At 65.3% G+C, this 23,299-nt stretch carries 21 protein-coding genes and 1 pseudogene; 15 read left to right on the top strand and 7 right to left on the bottom strand.

The window, feature by feature from the left end; translation table 11 throughout:
- The first annotated feature begins 20 nt into the window (after nt 1–20).
- The 13 genes and pseudogenes from HLH35_RS16805 (at nt 21) to HLH35_RS16745 (ending at nt 12,708) form a co-directional block, all read left to right on the top strand.
- Nucleotides 21–2,888, top strand: a complete 2,868-nt coding sequence (locus HLH35_RS16805) for a bifunctional transaldolase/phosoglucose isomerase (protein WP_182980238.1) — start codon at nt 21–23, stop codon at nt 2,886–2,888.
- Between the two features lie 111 nt (nt 2,889–2,999).
- The gene (gene gnd / locus HLH35_RS16800) at nt 3,000–3,995 is read left to right on the top strand and encodes a phosphogluconate dehydrogenase (NAD(+)-dependent, decarboxylating) (protein WP_182980237.1); all 996 of its coding nucleotides are present in this window, start codon (nt 3,000–3,002) and stop codon (nt 3,993–3,995) included.
- A gap of 295 nt (nt 3,996–4,290) precedes the next feature.
- Nucleotides 4,291–5,829: a glucose-6-phosphate dehydrogenase gene (gene zwf / locus HLH35_RS16795; protein ID WP_182980236.1), complete on the top strand. Its 1,539-nt coding sequence runs from the start codon at nt 4,291–4,293 to the stop codon at nt 5,827–5,829.
- Nucleotides 5,826–6,668, top strand: a complete 843-nt coding sequence (locus tag HLH35_RS16790; RefSeq protein ID WP_182980235.1) for a Cof-type HAD-IIB family hydrolase — start codon at nt 5,826–5,828, stop codon at nt 6,666–6,668. Before zwf ends, HLH35_RS16790 begins: the two co-directional genes overlap by 4 nt.
- A gap of 139 nt (nt 6,669–6,807) precedes the next feature.
- The gene (locus tag HLH35_RS16785; RefSeq protein ID WP_182980234.1) at nt 6,808–7,620 is read left to right on the top strand and encodes a Cof-type HAD-IIB family hydrolase; all 813 of its coding nucleotides are present in this window, start codon (nt 6,808–6,810) and stop codon (nt 7,618–7,620) included.
- Nucleotides 7,620–8,354, top strand: coding sequence for a 6-phosphogluconolactonase (gene pgl, locus HLH35_RS16780; protein ID WP_182980233.1), 735 nt, complete (start codon nt 7,620–7,622; stop codon nt 8,352–8,354). Before HLH35_RS16785 ends, pgl begins: the two co-directional genes overlap by 1 nt.
- A gap of 87 nt (nt 8,355–8,441) precedes the next feature.
- A complete protein-coding gene (rpiA, locus tag HLH35_RS16775) occupies nt 8,442–9,146 on the top strand; it encodes a ribose-5-phosphate isomerase RpiA (RefSeq protein WP_182980232.1) in 705 nt (234 codons plus the stop codon).
- Entirely contained in the window at nt 9,143–9,721 is a 579-nt protein-coding gene (locus tag HLH35_RS16770; RefSeq protein WP_182980231.1) for a gluconokinase, read from the top strand. The genes rpiA and HLH35_RS16770 overlap by 4 nt, the downstream gene beginning before the upstream one ends.
- 60 nt (nt 9,722–9,781) lie before the next feature.
- Nucleotides 9,782–10,678, top strand: a pseudogene (locus HLH35_RS16765) (retropepsin-like aspartic protease); the annotation flags it as partial.
- A gap of 265 nt (nt 10,679–10,943) precedes the next feature.
- Nucleotides 10,944–11,132, top strand: coding sequence for a hypothetical protein (locus HLH35_RS16760; protein WP_182980229.1), 189 nt, complete (start codon nt 10,944–10,946; stop codon nt 11,130–11,132).
- Between the two features lie 74 nt (nt 11,133–11,206).
- Entirely contained in the window at nt 11,207–11,839 is a 633-nt protein-coding gene (locus HLH35_RS16755; protein ID WP_246385177.1) for a YitT family protein, read from the top strand.
- A gap of 204 nt (nt 11,840–12,043) precedes the next feature.
- Entirely contained in the window at nt 12,044–12,286 is a 243-nt protein-coding gene (locus HLH35_RS16750; RefSeq protein ID WP_182980228.1) for a type II toxin-antitoxin system Phd/YefM family antitoxin, read from the top strand.
- Nucleotides 12,283–12,708 carry a type II toxin-antitoxin system VapC family toxin gene (locus HLH35_RS16745; RefSeq protein WP_182980227.1) on the top strand — a complete coding sequence of 142 codons (426 nt, stop codon included), beginning with the start codon at nt 12,283–12,285 and terminating at the stop codon, nt 12,706–12,708. Before HLH35_RS16750 ends, HLH35_RS16745 begins: the two co-directional genes overlap by 4 nt.
- Nucleotides 12,709–12,820: 112 nt before the next feature.
- Here HLH35_RS16745 and HLH35_RS16740 read toward each other — a convergent pair whose 3' ends face one another.
- The 4 genes from HLH35_RS16740 to HLH35_RS16725 form a co-directional block, all read right to left on the bottom strand.
- The gene (locus tag HLH35_RS16740) at nt 12,821–13,456 is read right to left on the bottom strand and encodes a hypothetical protein (protein ID WP_182980226.1); all 636 of its coding nucleotides are present in this window, start codon (nt 13,454–13,456) and stop codon (nt 12,821–12,823) included.
- Nucleotides 13,457–13,699: 243 nt separating this feature from the next.
- On the bottom strand, nt 13,700–16,126 hold the full coding sequence (locus HLH35_RS16735; RefSeq protein WP_182980225.1) for a TonB-dependent receptor: 2,427 nt from the start codon (nt 16,124–16,126) through the stop codon (nt 13,700–13,702).
- A 289-nt stretch (nt 16,127–16,415) separates the two neighbouring features.
- Nucleotides 16,416–17,132, bottom strand: a complete 717-nt coding sequence (locus HLH35_RS16730; protein ID WP_182980224.1) for an MgtC/SapB family protein — start codon at nt 17,130–17,132, stop codon at nt 16,416–16,418.
- Between the two features lie 25 nt (nt 17,133–17,157).
- Complete coding sequence (locus HLH35_RS16725; RefSeq protein ID WP_182980223.1) at nt 17,158–18,156, bottom strand: sulfite exporter TauE/SafE family protein; 999 nt, start codon at nt 18,154–18,156, stop codon at nt 17,158–17,160.
- 386 nt (nt 18,157–18,542) lie between these two features.
- On the opposite strand from HLH35_RS16725, the gene HLH35_RS16720 reads away from it, so the two are divergent.
- The gene (locus HLH35_RS16720; protein ID WP_338029381.1) at nt 18,543–18,902 is read left to right on the top strand and encodes an antitoxin Xre-like helix-turn-helix domain-containing protein; all 360 of its coding nucleotides are present in this window, start codon (nt 18,543–18,545) and stop codon (nt 18,900–18,902) included.
- Entirely contained in the window at nt 18,899–19,591 is a 693-nt protein-coding gene (locus HLH35_RS16715) for an RES family NAD+ phosphorylase (RefSeq protein ID WP_182980221.1), read from the top strand. The genes HLH35_RS16720 and HLH35_RS16715 overlap by 4 nt, the downstream gene beginning before the upstream one ends.
- Nucleotides 19,592–19,732: 141 nt before the next feature.
- Here HLH35_RS16715 and HLH35_RS16710 read toward each other — a convergent pair whose 3' ends face one another.
- The 3 genes from HLH35_RS16710 to HLH35_RS16700 form a co-directional block, all read right to left on the bottom strand.
- A complete protein-coding gene (locus tag HLH35_RS16710; RefSeq protein WP_182980220.1) occupies nt 19,733–20,464 on the bottom strand; it encodes a pirin family protein in 732 nt (243 codons plus the stop codon).
- A gap of 184 nt (nt 20,465–20,648) precedes the next feature.
- Nucleotides 20,649–22,193: an efflux transporter outer membrane subunit gene (locus HLH35_RS16705; RefSeq protein ID WP_246385183.1), complete on the bottom strand. Its 1,545-nt coding sequence runs from the start codon at nt 22,191–22,193 to the stop codon at nt 20,649–20,651.
- 13 nt (nt 22,194–22,206) lie between these two features.
- The gene (locus HLH35_RS16700) at nt 22,207–23,283 is read right to left on the bottom strand and encodes an HlyD family secretion protein (protein ID WP_182980218.1); all 1,077 of its coding nucleotides are present in this window, start codon (nt 23,281–23,283) and stop codon (nt 22,207–22,209) included.
- Nucleotides 23,284–23,299 lie beyond the last annotated feature (16 nt).

Raw genomic sequence — 23,299 nt, 5'->3', positions numbered from 1 at the left:
GAATCTGAAGGAGCAACACCATGAACGTCGTAAACAAGGCGGGTGTGCAGGGCAGCGCCAATCCGCTGAAGGCGCTTGAATCATTCGGCCAGTCCCCCTGGCTGGACTTCATCCAGCGGTCCTATACCGAGAACGGCAGCCTGACGAAGCTGGTGGACGAGGACGGGCTGAAGGGCGTGACCTCCAACCCCGCCATCTTCCAGAAGGCGATGGGCCAGGGCACGGATTACGACCCGCAATACAAGGACATCCTCGCCCATCGCATCGTCGATGCCGGCACCTTGTACGAGACCATGGCCATCGACGACATCAAGGCGGCGGCCAAGGTCCTGTACCCGGTCTATGAGGCCACCAAGGGCCTGGACGGCTATGTCAGCCTCGAAGTCTCGCCCTATCTGGCGCGCGACACGCACGGCACGGTCGACGAGGCCCGCCGCCTGTGGAAGGCGGTCGATGCCCATAACCTGATGATCAAGATCCCCGGCACCGACGAGGGCGCGCCCGCCGTGCGCACCGTCATCGCCGACGGGCTGAGCATCAACGTCACGCTGCTCTTCTCGCTCGACGCCTACAAATCGGTGCTGGAAGCCTATATCGCGGGCCTGGAAGACCGCCACGCCAAGGGGCTGCCGGTTTCGGGCATCGCCAGCGTCGCCTCCTTCTTCGTCAGCCGCATCGACGGCAAGATCGACAAGAAGATCGACCAGCGCGTGGCCGCCGGCGACAAGGACGCCGAGGCCCTGAAGGCCCTGCGCGGCAAGGTCGCCATCGCCAACGCCAAGCTTGCCTATGTCCATTGGCAGGACGTCACGAAGTCCGAGCGCTGGCAGAAACTGGCGGCGCTGGGCGCGCAGACGCAGCGCCTGCTGTGGGCCAGCACCGGCACCAAGGACAAGGCCTACAGTGACGTGCTGTATGTCGAGGAACTGATCGGGCCCGAGACGGTCAACACCATCCCGCCCGCGACGTTCGACGCCTTCCGCGACCACGGCAAGGCCCGCGCCTCGCTGACCGAGGATGTCGAGGGCGCGCGCCACGTGCTGGCCGAGGCCGAGCGCCTGGGGCTGGACCTGGCCGGCGTCACCGTCACGCTGGTCGATGAAGGCGTGGCCTCGTTCGCCGATGCGTTCGACGACCTGCTGGGCACGGTCGCGCGCAAGCAGAACGCGCTGCTGGGCGAGCATCTGACCGACACGAAGCTGGACCTGCCCGCCGAGATCGACACGGCAGTGAAGGCCAGCCTCGAATCCTGGCGCCAGGACGGCACCGTCCGCCGCCTCTGGGCGCGCGACGCCACGGTGTGGACCGGCAAGGACGAGGCCAAATGGCTGAAATGGCTCGGCATCGTCGATGACCGCCTGGCCGACCTGCCGGCGCTGGAAGCCTTCCAGGCCGAGGTGAAGGCAAAGGGCTTCACCGACATCCTGCTGCTGGGCATGGGCGGATCGAGCCTCGGTCCGGAAGTGCTGGCCGAGACTTTCGGCAAGCATGAGGGATTCCCGCACCTCTACGTGCTCGACAGCACCGACCCGCAGCAGATCCGCGCGTTCGAAAAGAAGATCGACCTCGCGAAGACGCTCTTCATCGTCTCGTCCAAATCGGGCGGCACGCTGGAGCCGAACATCCTCAAGGCCTATTTCTTCGAAGCCGCGAAGAAGGTGCTGGGCGATAAGGTGGGCAGCCATTTCGTGGCGGTGACCGATCCGGGCTCGCACATGGAAGATGTCGCGAAGAAGGACGGGTTCTGGAAGATCTTCTACGGCGAGAAGGAAATCGGCGGCCGCTATTCGGTGCTGTCGAATTTCGGCATCGTCCCGGCCGCCGCCTCCGGCGTGGCGCTCAAGGAATTCCTGGACAGCGCGCTCTATGGTGCCCGCGCGTCCGCCGCCTCGGTGCCGCCGACGCTCAATCCGGGCGTACTGCTGGGCACCGTGCTGGGTGTCGCCGCCACGCAGTTCGGCCGTGACAAGGTGACCATCGTCGCCTCGCCCGGCATCTACGATCTGGGCGCGTGGTTGGAACAGCTCATCGCGGAATCGACCGGCAAGATCGGCAAGGGTCTGGTTCCGATCGATCAGGAAACGCTGGGCGCGCCCGCGCTGTACGGCAAGGACCGCGTCTTCGCCTATCTGCGCCTGGCCTCGAAGCCCGACGCCGAGCAGGACGAGGCGATCCGCGCCCTGGTCGCGGCCGGCGAGCCGGTGGTCACGATCACGCTGCACCATCCGCGCCAGATCGCGCAGGAATTCTTCCGTTGGGAATTCGCCACCGCCGTTGCCGGCTCGATCCTGGGGATCGACCCGTTCGACCAGCCGGATGTCGAAGCCTCGAAGGTCGAAACCAAGAAGCTGACGACCGCCTATAACGAAACGGGCACCCTGCCGGCGGAAACCCCGTTCGCGACCGACGGCGCCTTTGCCTTCTTCGCCGACGCGGCCAATGCGGCGGCGCTCAAGGGGGCCTCGACGGCCGACATCCTCAAGGCCCATTTCGGCCGGGTCGGCGCGGGCGAGTATGTCGGCCTGCTGGCCTATGTGGAGCGTGATGCCGCCACCATCGAATGGATTCAGGCCACCCGCCTGACCATCCGCGACGCGCTGAAGGTGGCGACGGCGGCGGAATTCGGGCCGCGCTTCCTGCATTCGACCGGGCAGGCCTACAAGGGCGGGCCCAACAGCGGCGTGTTCCTGCAGATCACGGCGGACGATGTGGCCGACCTGCCGGTGCCGGGCGAGAAATACACGTTCGGCGTGGTCAAGGCCGCGCAGGCGCGGGGCGATTTCGACGTCCTGGCCGAACGCGGCCGGCGCGCGCTGCGGGTGCATATCACGGGCGATCTGGCATCGGGCCTGCGGGCGCTGGGCCAGGCGATCGGCGCCGCCCTCTGACATCTGGACGGCCCCGCCCGCCACGCGGGCGGGGCACCCCCGGTTTCATGAAGACGCGTCCGGGGGCTGGCTTATGCGCGGCGTCGTACCGCGCCATGGAGACGTAACATTATGCAAATCGGCATCATCGGCCTGGGTCGCATGGGCGGCAACATCGCCGTCCGCCTGTCGCGCCACGGGCATGACGTGGTCCTGTTCGACCGCGATCCCGCCACGGTGGGCAAGGTCCGCGACCGGACCGAAGGCGGGCGCGGCATCGCCGCCGACAGCGTGGCCGACTTGGTGGGCAAGCTGACGGCCTCGCGCAAGATCGTGTGGGTCATGCTGCCCGCCGGCGAGATCACCGAGGCAGCGGTGCAGGAACTGGCCGGCCTGCTGGGCCGCGACGACATCCTGATCGACGGCGGCAACAGCTACTACAAGGACGATATCCGCCGCGCCGCCCAGCTGGCGGAAAAGGGCATTCACTATATCGACGTCGGCACCTCCGGCGGCGTGTGGGGCCTGGAGCGCGGCTATTGCATGATGTACGGCGGCACCAAGGATTCGGCCGACCATATCGACCCGATCCTGGACGCCCTGGCGCCGGGCAAGGGCGACGTGCCCCCCACCCCCGACCGCGACAAGCCGGACCTCGATCCCCGCGCCGAGAAGGGCTATCTGCATTGCGGCCCCGCCGGTTCGGGCCATTTCGTGAAGATGGTCCATAACGGCATCGAATACGGCATGATGCAGGCCTTCGCCGAAGGCTTCGACATCATGAAGACCAAGAACTCGCCGCTCCTGCCCGAGGACCAGCGCTTCGACTTGAACATGGCCGACATCGCCGAAGTCTGGCGCCGGGGCAGCGTCGTCTCCTCCTGGCTGCTGGACCTGACGGCAGAGGCGCTTGCCAAGAACGCGTCACTGTCCGAATTCACCGGCGAAGTCGCGGATTCCGGCGAAGGCCGCTGGACGCTCGAAGCCGCGATCGAGGAATCGGTGCCGGCCCCGGTCATCACCGCCTCGCTGTTCACGCGCTTCCGCTCGCGCACCGGCAACAACTACGCCGAGAAGATCCTCTCCGCCATGCGCTTCGGCTTCGGCGGGCATGTCGAGAAAAAGTAAGACCAGTCTTTCAGGAACGGTAAGCTCCTGCCTGTGGAATGCGTTCCACAGGCAGGCAGAAGAAGAATGATCATGTTGTGGACCAACGACGAAGGGGCGGCGGTCTTCGTTCTTTTTTGAAAAAAAGAACCAAAAAACTTTTTGATTCGTTCAGCAGCCTTGTGCTGGGGACACACGATGTCCCCGAACGTATAAAAGTCTTTTTGCTTCTTTTTCTTCAGAAAAAGAAGAGATCCTTAGCAGAACCCTCAGTGTCCACAACATCAGATGGAAACAGTGCAGGGAAACGCCCCATATGGATGGAATCATCGCGTCCGCGTCCTCCGAGATCGAAGGGAGCAGCCCTCCGCCACGGCGTGCCCCGCCATGCGTCTTCGTCATCTTCGGTGGCGGCGGCGACCTGACGAAGCGCCTGCTGGTGCCCGCCATCTACAATCTGGCCTGTGCCGGACTGCTGGATGAGGGATTCTCGATCGTCGCCGTGGACTGGGCCGATCTGTCCGACGAGGTGCTGCGCGCGCAGTTCAACGAGGCATTGCAGGAATTCGTGGCCCGGCGCGGCACGGCGGCCACCACCCTGCGCGAGGATATGTGGACCTGGCTGAGCAGCCGGATTTCCTATCTGCGCGGCTCGTTCGAGGAAGCCTCGACCTACGCCGCCCTCAGCGAACGGATCGGGTCGGGCAATGCCGTGTTCTACCTGGCCGTCGCCGCCCGCTTCTTCGGCGCCATCAGCGACCGCCTGGGTGAATCCGGCCTGGTCACCGAGGCCAACGGCAACGGCACCTTCCGCCGCGTGATCGTCGAAAAACCCTTCGGCCACGACCTGCAATCGGCGCGGGAGCTGAACCGCCGCCTGCTGGGCGTGCTGCGCGAGCGGCAGATCTATCGGATCGACCATTATCTGGGCAAGGAAACGGTCCAGAACATCCTGGCCCTGCGCTTCTCCAACGGGTTCTTCGAGCCCTTGTGGAACCGCCAGAATATCGACCATGTCCAGATCACGGCGGCCGAAACCGTGGGCGTGGAACGGCGCGGCCGCTTCTACGAGGGCACGGGCGCCCTGCGCGACATGGTGCCCAACCACCTGATGCAGCTCCTGGCCATGACGGCGATGGAAGCCCCGGTCTCGTTCGACGCCGACGCGGTGCGCGACGAGAAATCGAAGGTGCTGAAGGCCGCCCATTGCGTGGGCGCCGACGACGTGGTGCGCGGCCAGTATGTCGCCGGCATGCTGGGCGGCGAGGACGTGCCCGCCTATCGCGACGAGCCCGACGTGGCCCCGGATTCGCAGACCGAAACCTATGTGGCGATGAAGCTGGCGGTCGATAACTGGCGCTGGGCCGGGGTGCCGTTCTACCTGCGCACCGGCAAGCGCCTGGCCGAGCGCCGGACCGAGATCGCGATCCACTTCCGCCACGCGCCCTACGCGCTGTTCCGCGACACGCCGGTCGAGCGGCTGACCCCCAACATCATGACCATGCATATCCAGCCCACCGAGGGCGTGACGCTGCAATTCGGCGCCAAGGTACCGGGCCCCACCGTGCGCCTGGGCGGGGTGCGGATGAAGTTCGATTATTCCGAATGGTTCAGCGACGGGCCCAGTACCGGCTACGAAACGCTGATCTACGATTGCCTGATCGGAGACGCGACCCTGTTCCAGCGCGCCGACAATATCGAAGCCGGGTGGCAGGTCGTCCAGCCGGCGCTGGACTGGGGCGCGCATGTCGGCGCGGCGCCGCTCTGCGCCTACGCCGCCGGCTCGTCCGGCCCGGTCGAGGCCGACGCCCTGCTGGCCCGCGACGGCCGCCACTGGCTGGCGCTGGGCGCATGAGCGCGCCCGGATTGCCGCAGCGTCCCGGCCCGTCCGGGCGTGTCCGGTTGGTGGTCTCCGACATCGACGGCACGCTGGTCACGCCCGACAAGCGCCTGACCCACCCGGTGCTGGAGGCCGCGCGGGCCCTGCGCGCGGCGGGCATCACGCTGTGCCTGGTCAGCAGCCGCGCCCCGCGCGGGATGGAGATGTTCCTCGGCCCGCTGGGCATCGACACGCCCTATGCCGGGCTGAATGGCGGCCTGGTCGCACGGCCCGACGGCACCATCCTCTCCCGCCTGTCGCTCGCCCCGGCTACAACGCGCGAGGCCGTCGGCGCTCTGCATCAGGACGAGGTCAGCGCCTGGCTGTTCATCGGCCGCGACTGGCTGATCACCGACCCCCACGGCCCCTATGTGGCGCGCGAGCGCGAGACGGTGCAGACCGAGCCGGTGGTGGTGCCCGATTTCACCGGCCATTATCATGATGTCGGCAAGATCATGGGCGCCTCGGCGGACTATCCCCGCCTTGCCGAAGCCGAGGCCCGGCTGGCCACCCTCCTGGCCGGCCATGCCAGCGTGCATCGGTCGTCGGATTACTATCTCGATATCACCCACCCCCAGGCCAACAAGGGCTACGCGGCCATGGAACTGGCCCGCCTGATGGAAGTCGATATCAGCGAGGTCGCCTGCATCGGCGACATGAACAACGACGTGCCGATGCTGGACGAAGCCGGCGTCGCCATTGCCATGGGCAACGCGCCCGACGCAGTGAAAACGCACGCCCACTTCGTAACAGGCGCCAACACCCAAAGCGGCTGGGCCCAGGCGATGCACGATTATGTTCTTCCACGAGCCTGATTCGCGGGGCTTTGCCCCGCACCCCACCAAAGGCAGTCGCCTTTGGAAACCAGTTGTCGGGCAACGAACAGGGGTGAAGGGGACGACTGTCCCCTTCCGGGTTCGGGCAGAGCCCGACCTTAAGGACGGAGAATAACGTATGGGCGCGGATCACATCCGGCTGGTACTGGCCGATGTCGACGGAACCCTGGTCACGCGCGAAAAGATCCTCACCCCGCGCGCGATCCGTGCCGTGGAGCGGCTGCGCGAGAAGGATATCCTCTTCACCATCACCAGCGGCCGCCCGCCGCTGGGCATGAAGATGGTCATCGACCCGCTGCATATCGACCAGCCGATTGCCGGCTTCAACGGCGGCATGATCGTGCGCCCCGATTATTCGGTGATCGAATCCCACACGCTCACCCCCGACGTCGCCCGCCGCACGCTGGAGATCCTGCGCGACCACAAGGTCGATCCCTGGGTCTATAACGGCAATGACTGGATCGTCTCCAATGCCGAAGCCCCGCATGTGGCGCGCGAGCAATGGACGGTGAAATTTCCGCCCAGGGTCGCGGATGTGGGCGCGGCGCTGGATCAGGTGGTCAAGATCACCGGCGTGTCCGACGATCTGGACCTGATGAAGCGGGTCGAGCACGACCTGCAACAGGCGCTGGGCGATGCGGCCTCGGCCGCGCGGTCCCAGCCTTATTATGTCGATGTCACGCACCACGATGCCAACAAGGGCGGCGTGGTGGCGGCGCTGGTGCGGCTGCTGGGCATCCCGGCGGCACAGATCGCCACACTGGGCGACCAGCCCAATGATGTGCTGATGTTCCGCCCCAGCGGCCTGTCCATCGCGATGGGCCAGGCGTCGGATGAGGTCAAGGCGCAGGCCACCCATGTCACCACCTCGTCCGAGGAGGAAGGGTTCGCGGTGGGGGTCGAGCGTTATATTCTCGGAGAGGATTTGTAATGGGTCATGATGTGACGAACGGCCGGGTGGTCGTGCTGGACGATGGCGAGGCGATCGCCCACCATGTGGCCGAATGGCTGACCGAACAGGCGCTGGCCAAGACGGATGGTCCGTTCGTGGTCGCGCTGTCCGGCGGGTCCACGCCCAAGCGGCTGTATGAAATCCTGGGCTCGGCGGACTATGCCACCCGCTTCCCGTGGGCGCGCACCCACCTGTTCTTCGGCGACGAGCGGTTCGTGCCGCCTGCCGATCCGGCCAGCAATTACGCCATGACGCAGGCGGCCCTGCTGTCGCATGTCGCCATTCCGCCGGCCCAGGTGCATCCCATGCCCACCGACGGCGACCCGGCCGATGCCGCCGCGCGCTACCAGGCGGCCTTGCAGGCACTGTACGGCGCTGCGGAATTGCAACCCGGCCGCCCGCTGTTCGATGTCGTGCTGCTGGGGCTGGGCGATAACGGCCACACCGCCTCGCTCTTCCCCCGCCAGCCGGTATTGCAGGAGCGCAAATTGTGGGTGTCCACCTGCGTGCCCGACGACGCCCCCCATACCCGGCTGACTTTGACCTATCCGGCGATCCATTCCAGCCGGCACGTGGTCTTCATGCTGGCCGGCGCGGGCAAGCGCGAAGTCTTTGCCCGCGTACGCGCCGGCGATCCGGTGGAACCCGCCAGCCACATCACGACCGAGGGCGACCTGACCTGGCTGGTGGACAAGGCGGCTGCTGGCGTATGACGATCACCGCTCCCCGCAGCCAGGGGGCAATTGGATAAGGATAAGAGAACCGCCGGTACCGCCGGCAGGTTCCGGAAAGGGAACAGGATGAGCGGCCAGAATTCAGACCCGATGGGTGAACTGAAACGCAGGGCGGCCGAAGAAGCCGCCGCGATGGTGCAGGACGGCATGGCCGTAGGCCTCGGCACGGGCAGCACGGCGGCGCTGATGATCGACGCGCTCGGCCGGCGCTGGGCGGACGGGCTGCGCTTCGTCGGCATTCCCACCTCCGAACGCTCGGCGGAACAGGCGCGGGCGCTGGGCATCACCCTGGTCGATTTTTCCACTCACGCCCAGCTCGACCTCGCCATCGACGGCGCGGACGAGGTCGAGCGCGGCTCGCTGGACCTGATCAAGGGCCTGGGCGGCGCCCTGCTGCGCGAGAAGATCGTGGCGGCGGCCGCCCGGCGCTTCGTCGTCATCGTCGACGAGGGCAAGCTGGTCGACCATCTGGGCAGCCGCTCCCCGGTCCCCGTCGAGGTCACGCCCTTCGGCTGGGAAAGCACGGCACGGCAACTGGGCGAGCTCGGCGCGCGGGTGGCACTGCGCATCAAGCGCGACGGCGAGCTGTTCGTCACCGATGGCGGCAACCTGATCCTGGACTGCACCTTCGGCCCGATCGAGGACCCGAGGGCGCTGGAGGCCGCGATCGGCGATATTGTCGGCGTGATCGAAAGCGGCCTGTTCGTCCATCGCACGTCTGAGGTCATCGTGGCCGGCCGTCAGGGCCTGACCCGCCTGGTGGCGGCATGAGCGCGCCGGAGACGGAGCGGCAGGCGCCGCTGCCGGTGGCGGAGGGGATTCCCCCCCATGTCATCGTGCTGATGGGCGTGTCCGGCAGCGGCAAGACCTCGGTGGCCGAGGGGCTGCACAATCTGCTGGGCTGGCCGTATCAGGAAGGCGATAACCTCCATCCCCAGGCCAATGTCGACAAGATGGCGGCCGGCATCCCCCTGACCGATGAAGATCGCCTGCCGTGGCTGGCGCTTTGCCACGCCTGGATCGTGGAGCGGCTGGCCGATGGCGGCGGCGGCATCCTGACCTGCTCGGCGCTCAAACATTCCTATCGCGACATCCTGCGCCAGGGAGCAGGCCGGGTGACGTTCATCTATCTGGATGTGCCCAAATCGCTCCTGGAGACGCGGCTGGCCCGCCGCCAGGGCCACTACATGCCGCCCACCCTGCTGCCCAGCCAGCTTGCCGCGCTGGAAGTGCCGACACCCGACGAACACGCGCTGACGGTGGAATGCGAAGGCCCGCCCGCCGAGGTGATCGCGCGCGTGCTCACCGAGATCCGCTACCATCTCGACCGCCGGCCCTTCTCGTGATGCGGTGAAATCGCTGCATGGTGGGGCAGGGCGTGGCGGAACGATGATGGGCAAACGCTGATGTCGGCATGGCGGCGTGCGGCCCGCTCCGGCTTCACGCCGTTGCCGCTCCTGCTGGCGGCGATGCTGCCCTGGCCCATGATGGCCGCCTACGGGCAACCCGTCTCGCCGCCTGTGGGCGCGACCGATCCCCCACCCCCCGCGCCACAGAACGGCCGCTGCATCGCCCATGTCCTGTCGCTGCCATTGCTGACGGGCGAGGGCAGCCCCGGCGTGCCGGTCACGCTCAACGCGGCCGAGGGCATGGCCTTCCTCAGCCTGTCGCAGGAGATGCTGGGCGTCTTCGAACGGCCCGGCATAGGCTACGACCATGGCCGGTCGTTGCAGATGAAAACGGTCACCGGCGCAGGCGAGACGAGGGAGACCGTCGTCGACCGGCTCCAGCTCGATCGCGGCTCGGCCCACCATGTCCCGGCCGTGATCCTGGGGCAGATCGGCGACAGGAAGGTGGCGGGCCAGCCGGTGCTGGGCGTGGTGGGCTACGATATCCTGGGCAATTACGACGTGCTGATGGATTTCCCCGGCCAGACCGTCACCCTGTTCAAGGAAACCGGGGCCGCCGCCTGTCCACCCTTGCCGGCGCTGGTGGGCGCGCACGCCTATACCGCCCTGCTGATGCCCAACCCGTTGGGCATGGCCGTCACGGTCCAGGTTGCGATCGACGGCGCGCCGATCGGCATGCAGGTCGAACCCGGCTCCAACGCCTCGATCGTGCGCGCGGCCGATGCCGCCGATATCGGGGTAGGGGAGGCAGCATTGGCCGACGACCCGCGCTCGCGCACCGAGGCCGGAAACGCCATCATCGGCCATCGGCACCGCTTCACCCATCCCGTCATCGGCACCTGGCACGGCGACACGCTGGCCGCCGATGTCACCGACGCGCAGTTCAATATCCTGGGCATGGATTTCTTCCGCGGGCGCCGGGTGCTGTTCGCATTCCCCACCCGCATGTTCTATTTTTCCGATGTCCAGCCGGATGCCGGCCCCCCGGCCTCGGCCGCCCTCAGCCTCGCCCAGTCGCGCCTGGCCGATGTCGAGGTGCAGGAGCAGGACGATACACCACCCGCACCACCCCCCGCCGCCACGCCCGGCCCCTGACCGGGGCCCGGAAACTTCGGCGGCCGAAGACGTTGTATCCTCACGAAAAACAAGGGGATTTCGTATGCGTTTGTTCGCCCGCGCCGCACTTGCCACCGCCCTGTGCTGCGTCGTCCTGACCGGGTGCAAGAAGAAGCCCGAGACACTGGGCCAGAAGATCGACAATCTGGGCAACAAGGTGCAGGACACCGTGGACCCGCCGAAGGGACCGGCCGAAAAACTGGGCCGCGAGATCGATCGCGCCACGCATTGAGGGCTGCCGTGCGGCCGCCCTTTACAGGCCGAAGCGGGCTTTCTAGGAAAAGCCCCTTCCCCTGATCCTGACCCATGGCCGCCATGCCCAGCCCGTCCTCCCGCGAGTCCACCGCCCTCCGCCACTCTTTGTTCGAGGACGCCTACGCGCTCGTGATCGGCTGCTCGCTGATCGTGCTGGGCCTGGCCTGCCTGCATCGCGCCGGGCTGGTCACCGGCGGCGTGGCCGGGGTGGCGCTGCTGCTTTCCTACGTCCTGCCGCTCTCGGCGGGCACATTGTTCACGCTGATCAACATCCCCTTCCTCATCTTCGCCAGCCGCACGATGGGCTGGGCCTTCACGGTCAAGACCTTCCTCGTCAGCAGCAGCGTCACCCTGTTCGCCCTGCTGTTCCCCCACATCATGACACTCGGCTTCATCGCCCCCCTCTGGGCCGCCTTCTTCGGCGGCACCGTCATCGGCATGGGCATCCTCTCCCTCGCCCGCCACCAGGCCGGCGTCGGCGGCACCGGCGTCGTCACTTTGTGGCTCTACAAGAACCGGGGCTGGAACGTCGGCAAGGTCCAACTCGCGATCGACTGCCTCATCCTGGCGATGTCGACCCTCAAGATCGACCTCCCCCATGTCGGCCTGTCCGCCATCAGCGCCATCGCCATCAGCGGCGTCGTCGCCACCTTCCACCGCCCGGGCCGCTATACCGGCTATTGAAAACATGACCGGACCGGCGGGTTTCTCGGGGCGTTGCCCCGAACCCCACCAAAGGCCGGCGGCCTTTGGAAACCGGCTTTTCTTAAGGCAGTTTGATGGGGGCAGACATTGATTTGACGGGTTTGCGCTTCACTATCAAATCTTGATGCGCCGAAAAGGCCGCCCGTGCTATCAAGTGACCAGTTTAATGGTCAGGAGCGGGCGATGCAGACTGTGAATCTGGTGGACGCCAAGGCCCATCTGAGCCGCCTGGTCGAGCAGGCGATGGAGGGCGAGCCCGTCCGCATCAAGCGTCGTGGCAAGGTCGTTGCACAGATCACCAGGGTCGTGCCCGACCGCAAACCTGTTGATCTGAATGCTTTACGCTCATTGACGGAAAACATGACCCGGCAAGCCGAGTCAGCCGCTGAAACAGTGCGGACCATGCGTGACGAAGCACGCTATTGAGCCTCTATATTGACACATCGGTGCTGGTCGCAGCGTTGACCAACGAGTCACAGACCGCCCGTATGCAATCGTGGCTCGCGGGACAGGCGCCGGAGGATTTGTTCATCAGTGACTGGGTCTTTACGGAGTTTTCCTCGGCACTGTCGATAAAGCTGCGAACCGGCCAGATCACGGTGACGGACCGCGCGAATGCTCTGGCATTGTTTACGCGCCTTTCCACCGAAAGCTTCGAGACACTGCCCATAACAGGCCAGCAATTCAGGACGGCAGCCCGGTTTTCAGACCAATATGCTCTGGGCCTGCGGGCAGGGGATGCACTGCATCTCGCCATCTGCGCGGACCACGGAACGACACTCTGCACCCTGGACCGCCGCCTTGCGGAGGCTGGACCGCATATTGGTGTCAGGACGGAGTTACTGTAGTTCGTCGGCCGCTTGGCCGGAATCTTCCAAATGCGCTGGGTATAAAGCTCCTGCGCCGATACTTTCGGGCATCGGCAACGCTTCTGGCTCTTCCATACATGGGGAAGTCAAATCAAGGATAGGCAGGGTCACTATCCAGAAAAGATTGGATGACAGGGCTCCAGTAATCGGATTTTTTTCCTTGGCGCGTCCAGGAAGACGGATGATGAACGGCAAGGCAGTCGACGGAAAAAGATAATGCGTCAGACGCATAAAAATAGGTATCTGCCTTTTTCCCATCAGGGCACATCATTGTTACGCCTGGCCCATGCCGGGAAACCGCTGGAATATCGTTGGTATATTTCGTCCATGCTCTTTTGGAAAAGAGTAGAAATTTTCTCGGTTTGAGCAGGGACAGAATGACAGGCAGGGCCAGTTCACCTGCGCGAAACATATCGGGAGAGGCTTGCTGAAGCGCTTCACCAGCATGCCGGACAACCGCCCCCTGGCAGAAATTGGCAAAGGCAAACTGACCCCAGAACTGCCCCGCTGGCGTGTTTGCGGACGTGGCACCTAGTACAGCGTCCTTTACCTTATCAAAGAATGACGACGGCAATGTTCCATTTATTGCCTCCTGAACAGCGCGGGTGGTCAAATCAATGGAGTATTCATCTCCCATGTCACAATGATGGCTTTCCCCCATGATTAAAACTCTGTTTTCTCTATACAGCGGCCCGATCCACGGAAGCCTTACAGGCCGATCAATCAAGGGGATATTCTCCAGAAGTGGCAAGACATAGTGCCGGAACACTATATTCCACGTCGGATAATATTCTGTTTTTCTGAAAGGAAACTTAAAAGAAGACGAACCGACCCGTCCTCAAACGGCACACTTGCCAAACGAATGGGGGTGAAGGGGGCCACGCCCCCTTCCGGGTACAGGGCAGAGCCCTGCGCACTACGCCACGACTGAAAATCGTACCGGCCCCCCACAGGAGGGCCGGCCGGATCATCAGAAAGCAGTCGAGACAGTGCCCGTCATGGTAAAGCGCGGCTCGACCATGAAGGAGTTGCCGTAGCCCAGCGTGGGCGCCGCGCTGCCGCTATAGACATAGTGGCTGTTCAGATCGCTGCCGCGATACACCACGCCCATCGCCCCGGTGCGAACGATCGAGCCGGTCAGGTTCGTGAAGTTCAGGCGGAAGGTCGGCGATTTCGCGAACAGGAACGCCGGGAAGTGATAGCCCAGCGACAGCGTGTCCGTCACATAACCCGGCATGCGCTGGTCGCCGGCGATGCTGACCGATTGCGGGCCGGTGTAATGCACGCTGCCATTGGCGAAAAAGCCCTTGTAGGTATAGGTCAGGCCGAAATTCGCCATGATGTGCGGTGCCATCACCGCCTGCGTGCCCTTGGAATGGATCAGCGTGTTGGTATACGGGTCCATCACGTTGCTGTCCTGCGTCGCGTGCAGGTACTCGAACGACGCATAGGGGCTGAAGCCGTGGATGGAACGGCCCGAAATCATCGCGTCGAAGCCGCGCATCGTCTGGCTGCCGATCGACATGGGCGAGAAGCTGTTCATGCCCACATACTGGTTCACGATGCGGTTCGTGACGTTGTAGTTGAACAGCGACAGGTCGGCGATGATGTATTTGTCGTGATAACGGTAGCCCAGCTCTTCCTTGATGGAATACTGGTTTTTCAGGAAGTTCGGGCCTGACGGCAGCCAGCCCATATCCACCGCGCTGGGCTGACGATAATCACCCTCGGCGTTGACATAGATCTGGTGATGCTCGTTGAACGTGTAGCCGATCGACAACTGCGGCAGCGGCTCGGTGCGGTTATTGCTGCAATGCTGGAAGTTGTCGCTATTGTCGCAGACCGAACCCTTCACCTTGGTGCCGTCGATGTTGGCGAAACTGGCAGTCCAGCTATTGATCATGGCGAACTTGAAGCCCGCATGGATCACCAGCCGGTCATGCAGGTATTTCGCGGTATCCTGAATGAACAGCGAATGGATCTCGTATCCGGCGTTCTGGCCGAAGGTGAAGCCACCGGTCTTGTACAGGTTCCACGGGCTGGGCGGCGTGCCGTCGGCATTGGTGTTGCCGCTGGGATAGGACTGGTTCGTATAGGTGTTTTCGTACCAGTAGCCGACCGAGAACGCGTTATGCGGGTCGATCTGGTAACCCAGCTTGGCCACCGTGCCCACCTGCCGGGTGTCATTCTGCAGGAAGAAGCCGGTCAGGTTCGGGCCGCTATAGGGCGTGCCGTCATCGTTGGAGATCGGATTGGCGGGCGAGGCATCCCAACCCTGGCCGAAGCTGAAATAGGGTTGCAGATCCAGGCTGAAGCGCGCGGGCAGGACAAGGTGCAGCGGCGCGGTCAGGAAGACCTGGTTCCAATGGTCCTTGCTGTTCTGCCAGTAATTGTCGTTCTTGGGATTGTCCGACCGACCCCAGCCCTGACCGGTATGCTTGTACTGGTAGAATTCCTGCGCAGTCGGGTAATTGTCGATCGTGAAGTTCTCATTGTTCCACGACACGAACACCTTGGCGGTCGAACCGTTCTGCCAGTCCTTCTGGATGCCGAAATCCAGATGGTGGCGTTCGTTGATGCCCGATCCCATCCACGACCGGCTGTGGGTGTTGGAGAAGGAGAGATAGCTGCGCACGCCGCTATTGCCGATCTCACCCGATTCCAGGCGCAGGAATTCGCGCGACAGATTGTTGGTGCCGTAGGAGAAATCCATCAGCCCGCCGAACTTCTGCGCCGCCGTGTGGCTGCGCTCGTCCATCACGCCGCCGGCGGCGGACATGACGGGCAGGTCGGTCCCCGAACTGCCGGGCGTGATGTTGACCTCTTCCAGGTTCTCGGAATCGATGTCCTCGGCCATGTATTTGGCCGCCGCCGCCGGGGCGCCGTCCACCATCAGCCCCATGTCCAGGTCGGTCAGGCCGCGCACCTGGATCATGCCGCCCTGCATGCCGGCCGTGTCGGGGGTCGAGACACTGAGGCTGGGCAGGTTCTTGATCAGGTCCAGCGCCGTGCTGGTCGGCGCGCGCATGTCGATATATTCCTTGGCGACGGTCTGCACGGCGTGCGGCGCCGTCTCCAGCCGCATCATGCCGCCGCCGCCATTCAGCGCCTGCCGGGACGAGGTGACCGAGATATCTTCCGCCGTCGCGGCGCGCGGGGCGGCGGCGCGGACCGGGGTGCGCGCGGCCGGAACGGCGCGGGCAGGGGCCTGCGGCGCGGCGGCCGGGGCCGCGCCGGCTGTCGCCGGGTGGGTGGTCGAGGCATGACGATGATGCTGCTGGCCGGTTGCGGCGCGCGCGCCCTGTTGCGGCGCAGTGGCGATACAGAACACGCCGGCCAGGCAGGTCATGGCCTGCAACCGGCCCCGCAGTCCCGGCATGCGGGAGAGATACGTCATTCCTCGATCCTTTTCACTTCGTCTTTCGCGCGTCCGGTTCGTGCCGGGCGCGTTCGCGCCACGCATGATCCCGAGACGGGCGAGCCTGATAGCCCGTCTTACTACGAAAGACGAATGATCGCCTCCCGGATCGGTTCGGAGTCGAAATTACGGAGGCGCCGCAGGCACCTCAAGGATAAAAGAAACATCAGTCTGTTGCCGTTTTGAGCACGCCTGCCGGCCACCGATCCGCCGCCCGGGTCCCTGCCCGCCGGGCCTGCTCGCCGATTCGCGCGCCCGCCCGGCCCGGTCAGGATTCAGGCGTGACCAGCCAGCTTGCGTGCGCCACCGCGTGCGTGGTGCCCAGATGGGCGATGACGCGCTGCAGCTCGGCCCTGTCGACGGCGGTGCTGGTCAGGGTGGCCGCGATTTCCACCTGGTCCGCGCCCCGGTCGGTCAGCTCCACGTCGGCGACGGGGAAGCGGGCCTGTTCCAGATGCGCCACCAGCAGGTCGCGCAGCGTGTCGACATGCGCGCGGTCCGTCAGCAGGCTGACGGTATAGCTCGCCTCCACCCCGCGCCCCTGCAGCGGAATACGGTCGATGGCATTGACCAGCGGCCGCAGCAGCGTGTTGCCGGCAATGACGAAGACCGTCAGCAACCCGCCCTCGGCCACCATGTCGCACCCGGTGCAGGCCCCCACCGCCGCCGAACACCACAGGGTGGCGGCGGTGTTCAGCCCCTGCACATTGGTCCCGTCCTTCATGATCACGCCGGCCCCCAGAAAGCCGATGCCCGACACCACGTAGGAAATCACCCGCACGGCCTCCACATCGCCGGCAATCCGCTGGGCCAGGTCCACGAAGGCCGCCGCCCCCACCGCGACCAGCACATTGGTCCGCAGCCCCGCCGTGCGCTGCCGGTACTGGCGCTCGGCACCGATCAGCGTGCCGAACAGAAAGGCGGAGAGGTAGCTGACGATCGTGTCGAGAAAGGCCGGCCCGTTGAAGGTCTGGATGAAATGCATTGCGGCAGGGTCTCCGGCGGATCGTTCAGGCCGGCCGCGCGCGCGACAGGCGGCGCGTGATGAAGATGCCCTGGGCCGGCGACAGATGCAGGACCGAGGTGCGATACCACCCCTCGCCCTGTCGCGGCACCCGCCCCGACCCGAATGCCGGGTGGACATGGCGGAATTCGATATCCCCCGGATTCTCGAGCTCGACCGAGAAGACATGCTGGCGCCAGCTCAGCATGGCCACCGCCTCGCCCGCATGCGTGGCATAGCGGGCTTCCATATGGTCCTGCCGCACGATCTGCTGCCCGGCCTGAAACAGCATCGCCACCCCGGCGGCGCAGGCGGCGGCCTGGCCGACATGGCGGAACAGATCGTCATGCAGCCGATGGATCAGCACGCGCATCAGCAGCGTGGCGGCAATCGCGGCGGCCGCGACCACCAGGCCGGCCCGCAGCGCCGGCCCGGTCAGCATGCCATAGGAAAGGTACAGCCACAGCTTGGTCAGATGCAGCAACACGTCATTGGCTGCCCGCGTGGCGACGATCTGCTCCTTCCGCAGGCCCATCCGGTGATAGAACCCGTTGAACAGCAGCCCGACCGCCCCGGTAAAGCCCGATATGAAACCGGCCGCCGCCCCCAGCACGGGCAGCAGCGCGGGACGGACCGGCCGCACGACGCCCGACCCCCGCGTCCCCCGGCGCAGCAGGAACGGCAGATTGCCGATCAGGAACAGGCCGAGCAGCAGGTCCAGATAGACCGGCTGCAACCGGCTGAGCGCCCACACCCCACCCCACGCGGCCGGCAGCGCCAGCGGCACGAAGCGGACCACCACCCCCCAGCATATGGAGCGGAAGAAGGAGGCGATGCGCGAGAACGAACTCAGCGCCGTGCCGACCGACAGCGCCGCCGGCACCTGTGCCGGCGCCAGCAGCAGCCCCAGCACCGGCATGACCATCAGCCCGGCCCCACCGCCCGACACCGCGCTCAGGGCAAAGGCGGCGACAGCGACCACGAACAGCAGCACGGCAACGGCCATGGACCGGTCCTTTCCCGGCGCGATGATGCGCCGGCGCGATCATAGGGTGCTTTGCCGCCGGTTTCCACGCGAGATGGAACGATACGGGCTGGCCGTCAGGCGGCGGCCTTCTCGGTCTCGAACACCAGCATGCCTTCCACCCCCCGAAGGGCATGGCATTGGCATAGCAGCGCACCAGGGAATGGCCCTTGAGCAGGATGCTGTTCAGAAGGCTCCAGAACCGGGATATGCAATGCGATGCAGATTCTCACCAACGAAGCCTGGACGTTTTGGGGGCGGGGTTAGTTCATATGGACTTGTAAACACGACCATATGACCATATCTTATGTTTCCAATATAAGGGGGCACAGATGCACGCCGTACTAGAAAGCACCCGCGCAGACGGGGTGAGCGAGACGGCCGTTGCGCTCAAGGCCGTAGATCGCATCATGACCAGATGGAACGTGCCCGTTCCGCAGGCCGCACGCCTGTGCGACATGTCCGAAAGCACCTGGAAGCGCGCCCGGAAGCCGGGCTTCTCCGGCACGCTTACGCATGACCAGATGCTTCGGCTCAGCGCCCTGGTGGGCATATACAAGTCGCTGGTCCTCTATTTTGATGCGGACATCGCGGCAAGATGGCCGACGCTGCCTAACAACGGCCCGCTGTTCAAAGGAATGCGCCCGGTCGATGCATTGATTGAATACGGGCTTCCCCACTTCCTCGATACGCGCCGCTATCTCGACGCGTTGCGGGGGGGCGCATGAAGCGCACCGTCATTCAAGACAGGGCGCTCATACGTCTCATTTCAGCGACATACCATAAGCCGCCAGCCCTACGCGGTCTTGTCGATAGCGACGCGGAGATGGAAGTCCTGGCGCGGATTGAAGGATTGACCAGTGCACGGCAACGCGCCGAAGAGGGACATAGTCTCAGCCTCGATAATCGCGAGCTTTCCTGGCAACGAAGAAATAACGGACTGACAGTCTACGGCAACAGCCACATAAATGCGGCCTTTACATATGCAAGAACGGGCGGAAGCCGGTTTAATACCGAGCAGAGAGGGGCATGGTATTGCGTGTGGTCGGTCGAGACTGCATTGGCAGAAGTGGCATTCCATAGAACACGTGAACTTGAATATATCGGAATATTCAACAACACTGCCAGATACGTGGAAATGCACGCCGATTTCATCGGAGAATTCCCTGACATTACGGACGAACCCGATCATCCGTGCCTTCATCCTGATCCCGCAATCGGATATCTGGCTGGCCAGAAGCTGGCGACAGAACTCCAGCATGCTGGCGAGCGCGGCCTGATCTATCCGTCCGTGCGGCAGCCCGGCGGCCGATGCTTCGTCGTTTTCGATCCTTCGGCGATCCAGAACGTGCGCCCCGGCGCAAGCTGGGACCTGACATGGGCCGGATCGCGCGACTATGTCGTGAACGGCGTATAATATCGCGTCCTGCCGTCGGCTGCCCACAAGGGGCTTATCGCAACCGGCATCTGATGGAAAATCTCTGGACCCGCCTGAAGGAGTGGCGCGCTGTCGCAATGCGATACGAAAAAAGCTGCCGCCTCCTTCCTCGCTATCCCTTCACCTCGCCGTATCAGCCAGCAGGATCACGGCATCTTCGCCCGCCATGACGATGAATTGCTGCTCGTCGTCCATCCGCGCGGCATCGCCGGGGCCGAGGCACGCGCTCTCCAGCGTAACGGTGCCCCGCACCACCACCAGATAGAGCGCACGGCCCGGCGTCGTCCGGTAACACGCCCCTTCACCCTGCGGGATCGCCGCATGCAGCAGGCGGGCGCGGGCGCGCAGCACCACTGGCGCGCCATCGGTGATGGTGCCCGTCTCCTCCGGGTCATCCTCGGGAAAGCCGGAGGCGAGAATGCGGAAACCACCCTCTTCCAGCCCGGCAAAGGCCGGGCGCGCCTCCTGCACCGGCGTGCCCCCTTCATCATCGGGCAAGAACCAGAATTGCACGAACGTCGCCCCGCCCACCCCCGCGCGCCAGCCCATCGACAGGCACCCGGCGGCGGTCGAGATCAGATGCAGCCCCCCGGTCCCGATGCTTTCGTCCGCAAACAGGTCGCTACGCACCGTCAGCGTGCCGTCCGCCACCCAGGTCGCGATATCGACATTCCGTTCGGGCCCCAGCACATACTCCGCATCGGCGGGCAGATGCCCCGCATTGACCGCGCGCAGCCGGCCGTCATGCACATGCTGCGGGTCCTCATAGGCCCCGAAGGCGAAATGGCAGTGCAACAGAACGTCGCCCCACTGCACCTGGCCCAGAGCGTTCGCACGCCGGATCGTGATCATCGGGTCCTGATCCTTTCTTCAGAGTCTGTCTGGAAATGTGGGCTGGCGAGCGAGAGCGGCCCGTCAGGGCCGCGCCCGTCGTGTGTTTCCGAGCATCGGAGCAGAGCGGCCTTTGGGGCCGTGAGCACCGAAGCGCAGGAAACGCGCGTCGGATCGCCGCCAGCGCGCATGTCCAGACAGACTCTCAGCCATGCGCTGTCGCCGGGGCCGCGTCAGGGTAAGTCGCCTCCCACCCGCCGCCCAGCGCGCGATAAAGCTGCGTCACCGCGCGCGAAATCTCCGTCGTCGCATCCACGAACCGGGCCTGCGATGCCAGAAGCTGGTTCTGCACCGTCAGCACGGTCAGGAAATCCGAAGACCCCGCCTTGTATTGCGCCCGCGCGGTGTCCACGGCGATCTCGTTCTCCCGCACCGCCTCGCGCAGCCGGTCGCGTTCGGCTTGCGCGGTCGCCAGGTCGGTCATCGCATCGTCGACCTCCTGCCACGCCTTCAGCACCGTCCGGCGCAGCATGATCGCGGCCTCCTTCTGCTGGGCCTTGCGCAGACGCAACTGCCCGGTCAGCCGCCCGCCCTCGAACAGCGGCAGGGTAGCCGTCGGCCCGAACCCGTACTGGCGCGACGCCCAGGACCCCAGCCCGCTGAATTGCAGCGCCTGGATATCGAGGCTGCCCGACAGCGTGATGCGCGGGAAGAAATCGGCCACCGCGACACCAACGCTGGCGGTGGCGACATGCAGCCGCTCCTCCGCCATGCGAATGTCCGGCCGCCGCTCGGCCAATTGCGACGGCAGCCCGACCGGCAGCTCGGCCGGCACCGGCGGAATGGGCGCGGGCTTGCCAAGCTGCGCATTCAGCGCGCCGGGCGCGCGCGCCACCAGAAAGCTCAACGCATTGAGCAGATGCACCTGCTGGCGCTCCAGCGGCGACCGCTGGGCCTCGAACCCGCGCAACTGGCCCGTCGAATCCGCCACATCCAGCCGCGTCGCCGCCCCGTGGTCGAAGCGCATCGTCGTCAGCCGCACGCTATCGCGGGCAATGGCGATGTTATGGTCCAGAATGGCCAGCCGCGCCTGCACGCCCCGCAGGTCGATATAATCCTGCGCGGTCTCGGCCATCAGCGACACCAGCACGTCGCGGCGCATATCCTCGCTGGCCTGCATGGCCGCCGTGGCCGCTTCCACCTGCCGCCGCACATGCCCCCACAGATCGACTTCCCACGAGGCATTCATGCCATATTGCGGCAGGTTGAACGACGGATTGCCCACACTGCCCGGCAGCGCGGTCGGGCCGAAACCCTGCGTGCCGCTGGCCACCGTCCCGGCCTGCTCGCGCTCCATGGTCCCCAGCAGGCCGAGGATGCCGTTGGTGCTGGCGCGCTCGCGCGCATAGGACGCATTGGCCTCGGCATGCGGAAACTGCGCCGCACTGGCAATCCGCCGCTCGGCCGCGCTTTCCATCAGCCGCAGCGATGCCGCCTGAAGGTCCAGATTCGCCGCCGCGACATCCTGCTCCAGCGCCGTCAGCACCGGGTCGTTGAACTGCCGCCACCATTGCGGATCGGTCGAGGCCATGACCGGGTGGCTGGGTGCGGGCGCCACGCTCTGATGCCACGCGCGCGGACTGTCGGCCACCGGCTTATGATAGTCGGGGCCGACCGTGCAGGCGGTCAGGGCCGAGAGGCAGAGGGCGGGGGCGAGAGATCGGCGGACGGTTCGTCTGGCACGATGCATGGCCGACAGAGCCCTAACGCCAGACATAGCGCGCATCATCGGCATGAGGCCCGGAGGGCTGGGACGCAGTATCGATGCTGACTTCCACCGACATGCCGACACGGACCCTGGCCGCCAGAGGCTGGCCGGGGTCGAAGGTCAGCTTGACCGGAACACGCTGCACCACCTTGGTGAAATTGCCGGTCGCATTGTCCGGCTGGATCGGCGCGAAGGCCACGCCGGTCGCGGGCGCCAGCGAATCCACATGCGCCTTCAGCGGATGGCCGGGAAAGGTATCGACCCATATGGTCGCACTCTGCCCCGTCTGCACATGCGTCAATTGCGTTTCCTGGTAATTCGCCAGCACATAGGCCGCCTGCGTGGGCACCACGGCCAGGATCGCAGTGCCCGGATGCACATAGGCACCGACACGCACCCCGCGCTCGCCGACAATGCCGCTCACCGGCGCCGGAATGGTGCAGTAGGACAGGTTCAATTCCGCCTGCCGCGCGTCCCCCTGTGCCTGCAACAACTCCCCCTGCGCTCGCGCCAACTGCGCCTTCAGCACATCGACCTGCCGGATGGCACTGTCGGTCGCGGCCTCGTCCCGCGCCACGGCGGCCTCGGTCTCCCTCTCGCGCGCCTCGGTGGCCTGCTTCTGCTCCACCGTGCCCGCCCCACCCGATGACAGGTCGCGATAGCGCGCCATGTTCTGGCGCGCGAACAGCAACGTGGCCTGGTCGGCCTGCACCGCCGCCCGCGCGCCCGCAATCACCGAATCCTGCCGCGCCAGCTCCGCTTCCAGGTTCCCCACCGCCCCCTGTGCGGCCAGCAGCCGGCCGCGCGCGGCATCCAGCGCCGCGTGGTAATCGTCATCCTCGATATGGGCCAGCTCGTCGCCCGCATGCACGGCCTCGTTATCCTCGGCCAGCACGCGGTCGATCCGGCCCGCCACCTTGGGGGCGACGGCGGTGAAATCGGCGGTGACATAAGCATCGTTCGTGTATTGGTCGACACCATTGCCCAGCACCAGCCGACTGCCGCCCCACGCGGCGAGTGCAAGCACGATGGCGGTACTGCCAGCATAAAGCAGGGGTTTTCTGTAAATCATTCGATGGAGTCCGCAG

This window comes from Gluconacetobacter asukensis, from assembly GCF_014174375.1.
Lineage (GTDB): Bacteria > Pseudomonadota > Alphaproteobacteria > Acetobacterales > Acetobacteraceae > Gluconacetobacter > Gluconacetobacter asukensis.
The sequence above is the reverse complement of the archived record's forward strand: the minus strand, read 5'-3'. Positions and strand labels throughout refer to the sequence as shown.

Coding starts and splice junctions, on each gene's coding strand:
- HLH35_RS16735 (WP_182980225.1), bottom strand. CDS start 16,126: ATGACGTATCTCTCCCGCATGCCGGGACTGCGGGGCCGGTTGCAGGCC.
- HLH35_RS16730 (WP_182980224.1), bottom strand. CDS start 17,132: ATGCATTTCATCCAGACCTTCAACGGGCCGGCCTTTCTCGACACGATC.
- HLH35_RS16790 (WP_182980235.1), top strand. CDS start 5,826: ATGAGCGCGCCCGGATTGCCGCAGCGTCCCGGCCCGTCCGGGCGTGTC.
- HLH35_RS16700 (WP_182980218.1), bottom strand. CDS start 23,283: ATGATTTACAGAAAACCCCTGCTTTATGCTGGCAGTACCGCCATCGTG.
- rpiA (WP_182980232.1), top strand. CDS start 8,442: ATGAGCGGCCAGAATTCAGACCCGATGGGTGAACTGAAACGCAGGGCG.
- gnd (WP_182980237.1), top strand. CDS start 3,000: ATGCAAATCGGCATCATCGGCCTGGGTCGCATGGGCGGCAACATCGCC.
- HLH35_RS16760 (WP_182980229.1), top strand. CDS start 10,944: ATGCGTTTGTTCGCCCGCGCCGCACTTGCCACCGCCCTGTGCTGCGTC.
- HLH35_RS16710 (WP_182980220.1), bottom strand. CDS start 20,464: ATGATCACGATCCGGCGTGCGAACGCTCTGGGCCAGGTGCAGTGGGGC.
- HLH35_RS16755 (WP_246385177.1), top strand. CDS start 11,207: ATGGCCGCCATGCCCAGCCCGTCCTCCCGCGAGTCCACCGCCCTCCGC.
- zwf (WP_182980236.1), top strand. CDS start 4,291: ATGGATGGAATCATCGCGTCCGCGTCCTCCGAGATCGAAGGGAGCAGC.
- pgl (WP_182980233.1), top strand. CDS start 7,620: ATGGGTCATGATGTGACGAACGGCCGGGTGGTCGTGCTGGACGATGGC.
- HLH35_RS16805 (WP_182980238.1), top strand. CDS start 21: ATGAACGTCGTAAACAAGGCGGGTGTGCAGGGCAGCGCCAATCCGCTG.
- HLH35_RS16725 (WP_182980223.1), bottom strand. CDS start 18,156: ATGGCCGTTGCCGTGCTGCTGTTCGTGGTCGCTGTCGCCGCCTTTGCC.
- HLH35_RS16750 (WP_182980228.1), top strand. CDS start 12,044: ATGCAGACTGTGAATCTGGTGGACGCCAAGGCCCATCTGAGCCGCCTG.
- HLH35_RS16785 (WP_182980234.1), top strand. CDS start 6,808: ATGGGCGCGGATCACATCCGGCTGGTACTGGCCGATGTCGACGGAACC.
- HLH35_RS16715 (WP_182980221.1), top strand. CDS start 18,899: ATGAAGCGCACCGTCATTCAAGACAGGGCGCTCATACGTCTCATTTCA.
- HLH35_RS16770 (WP_182980231.1), top strand. CDS start 9,143: ATGAGCGCGCCGGAGACGGAGCGGCAGGCGCCGCTGCCGGTGGCGGAG.
- HLH35_RS16705 (WP_246385183.1), bottom strand. CDS start 22,193: ATGCATCGTGCCAGACGAACCGTCCGCCGATCTCTCGCCCCCGCCCTC.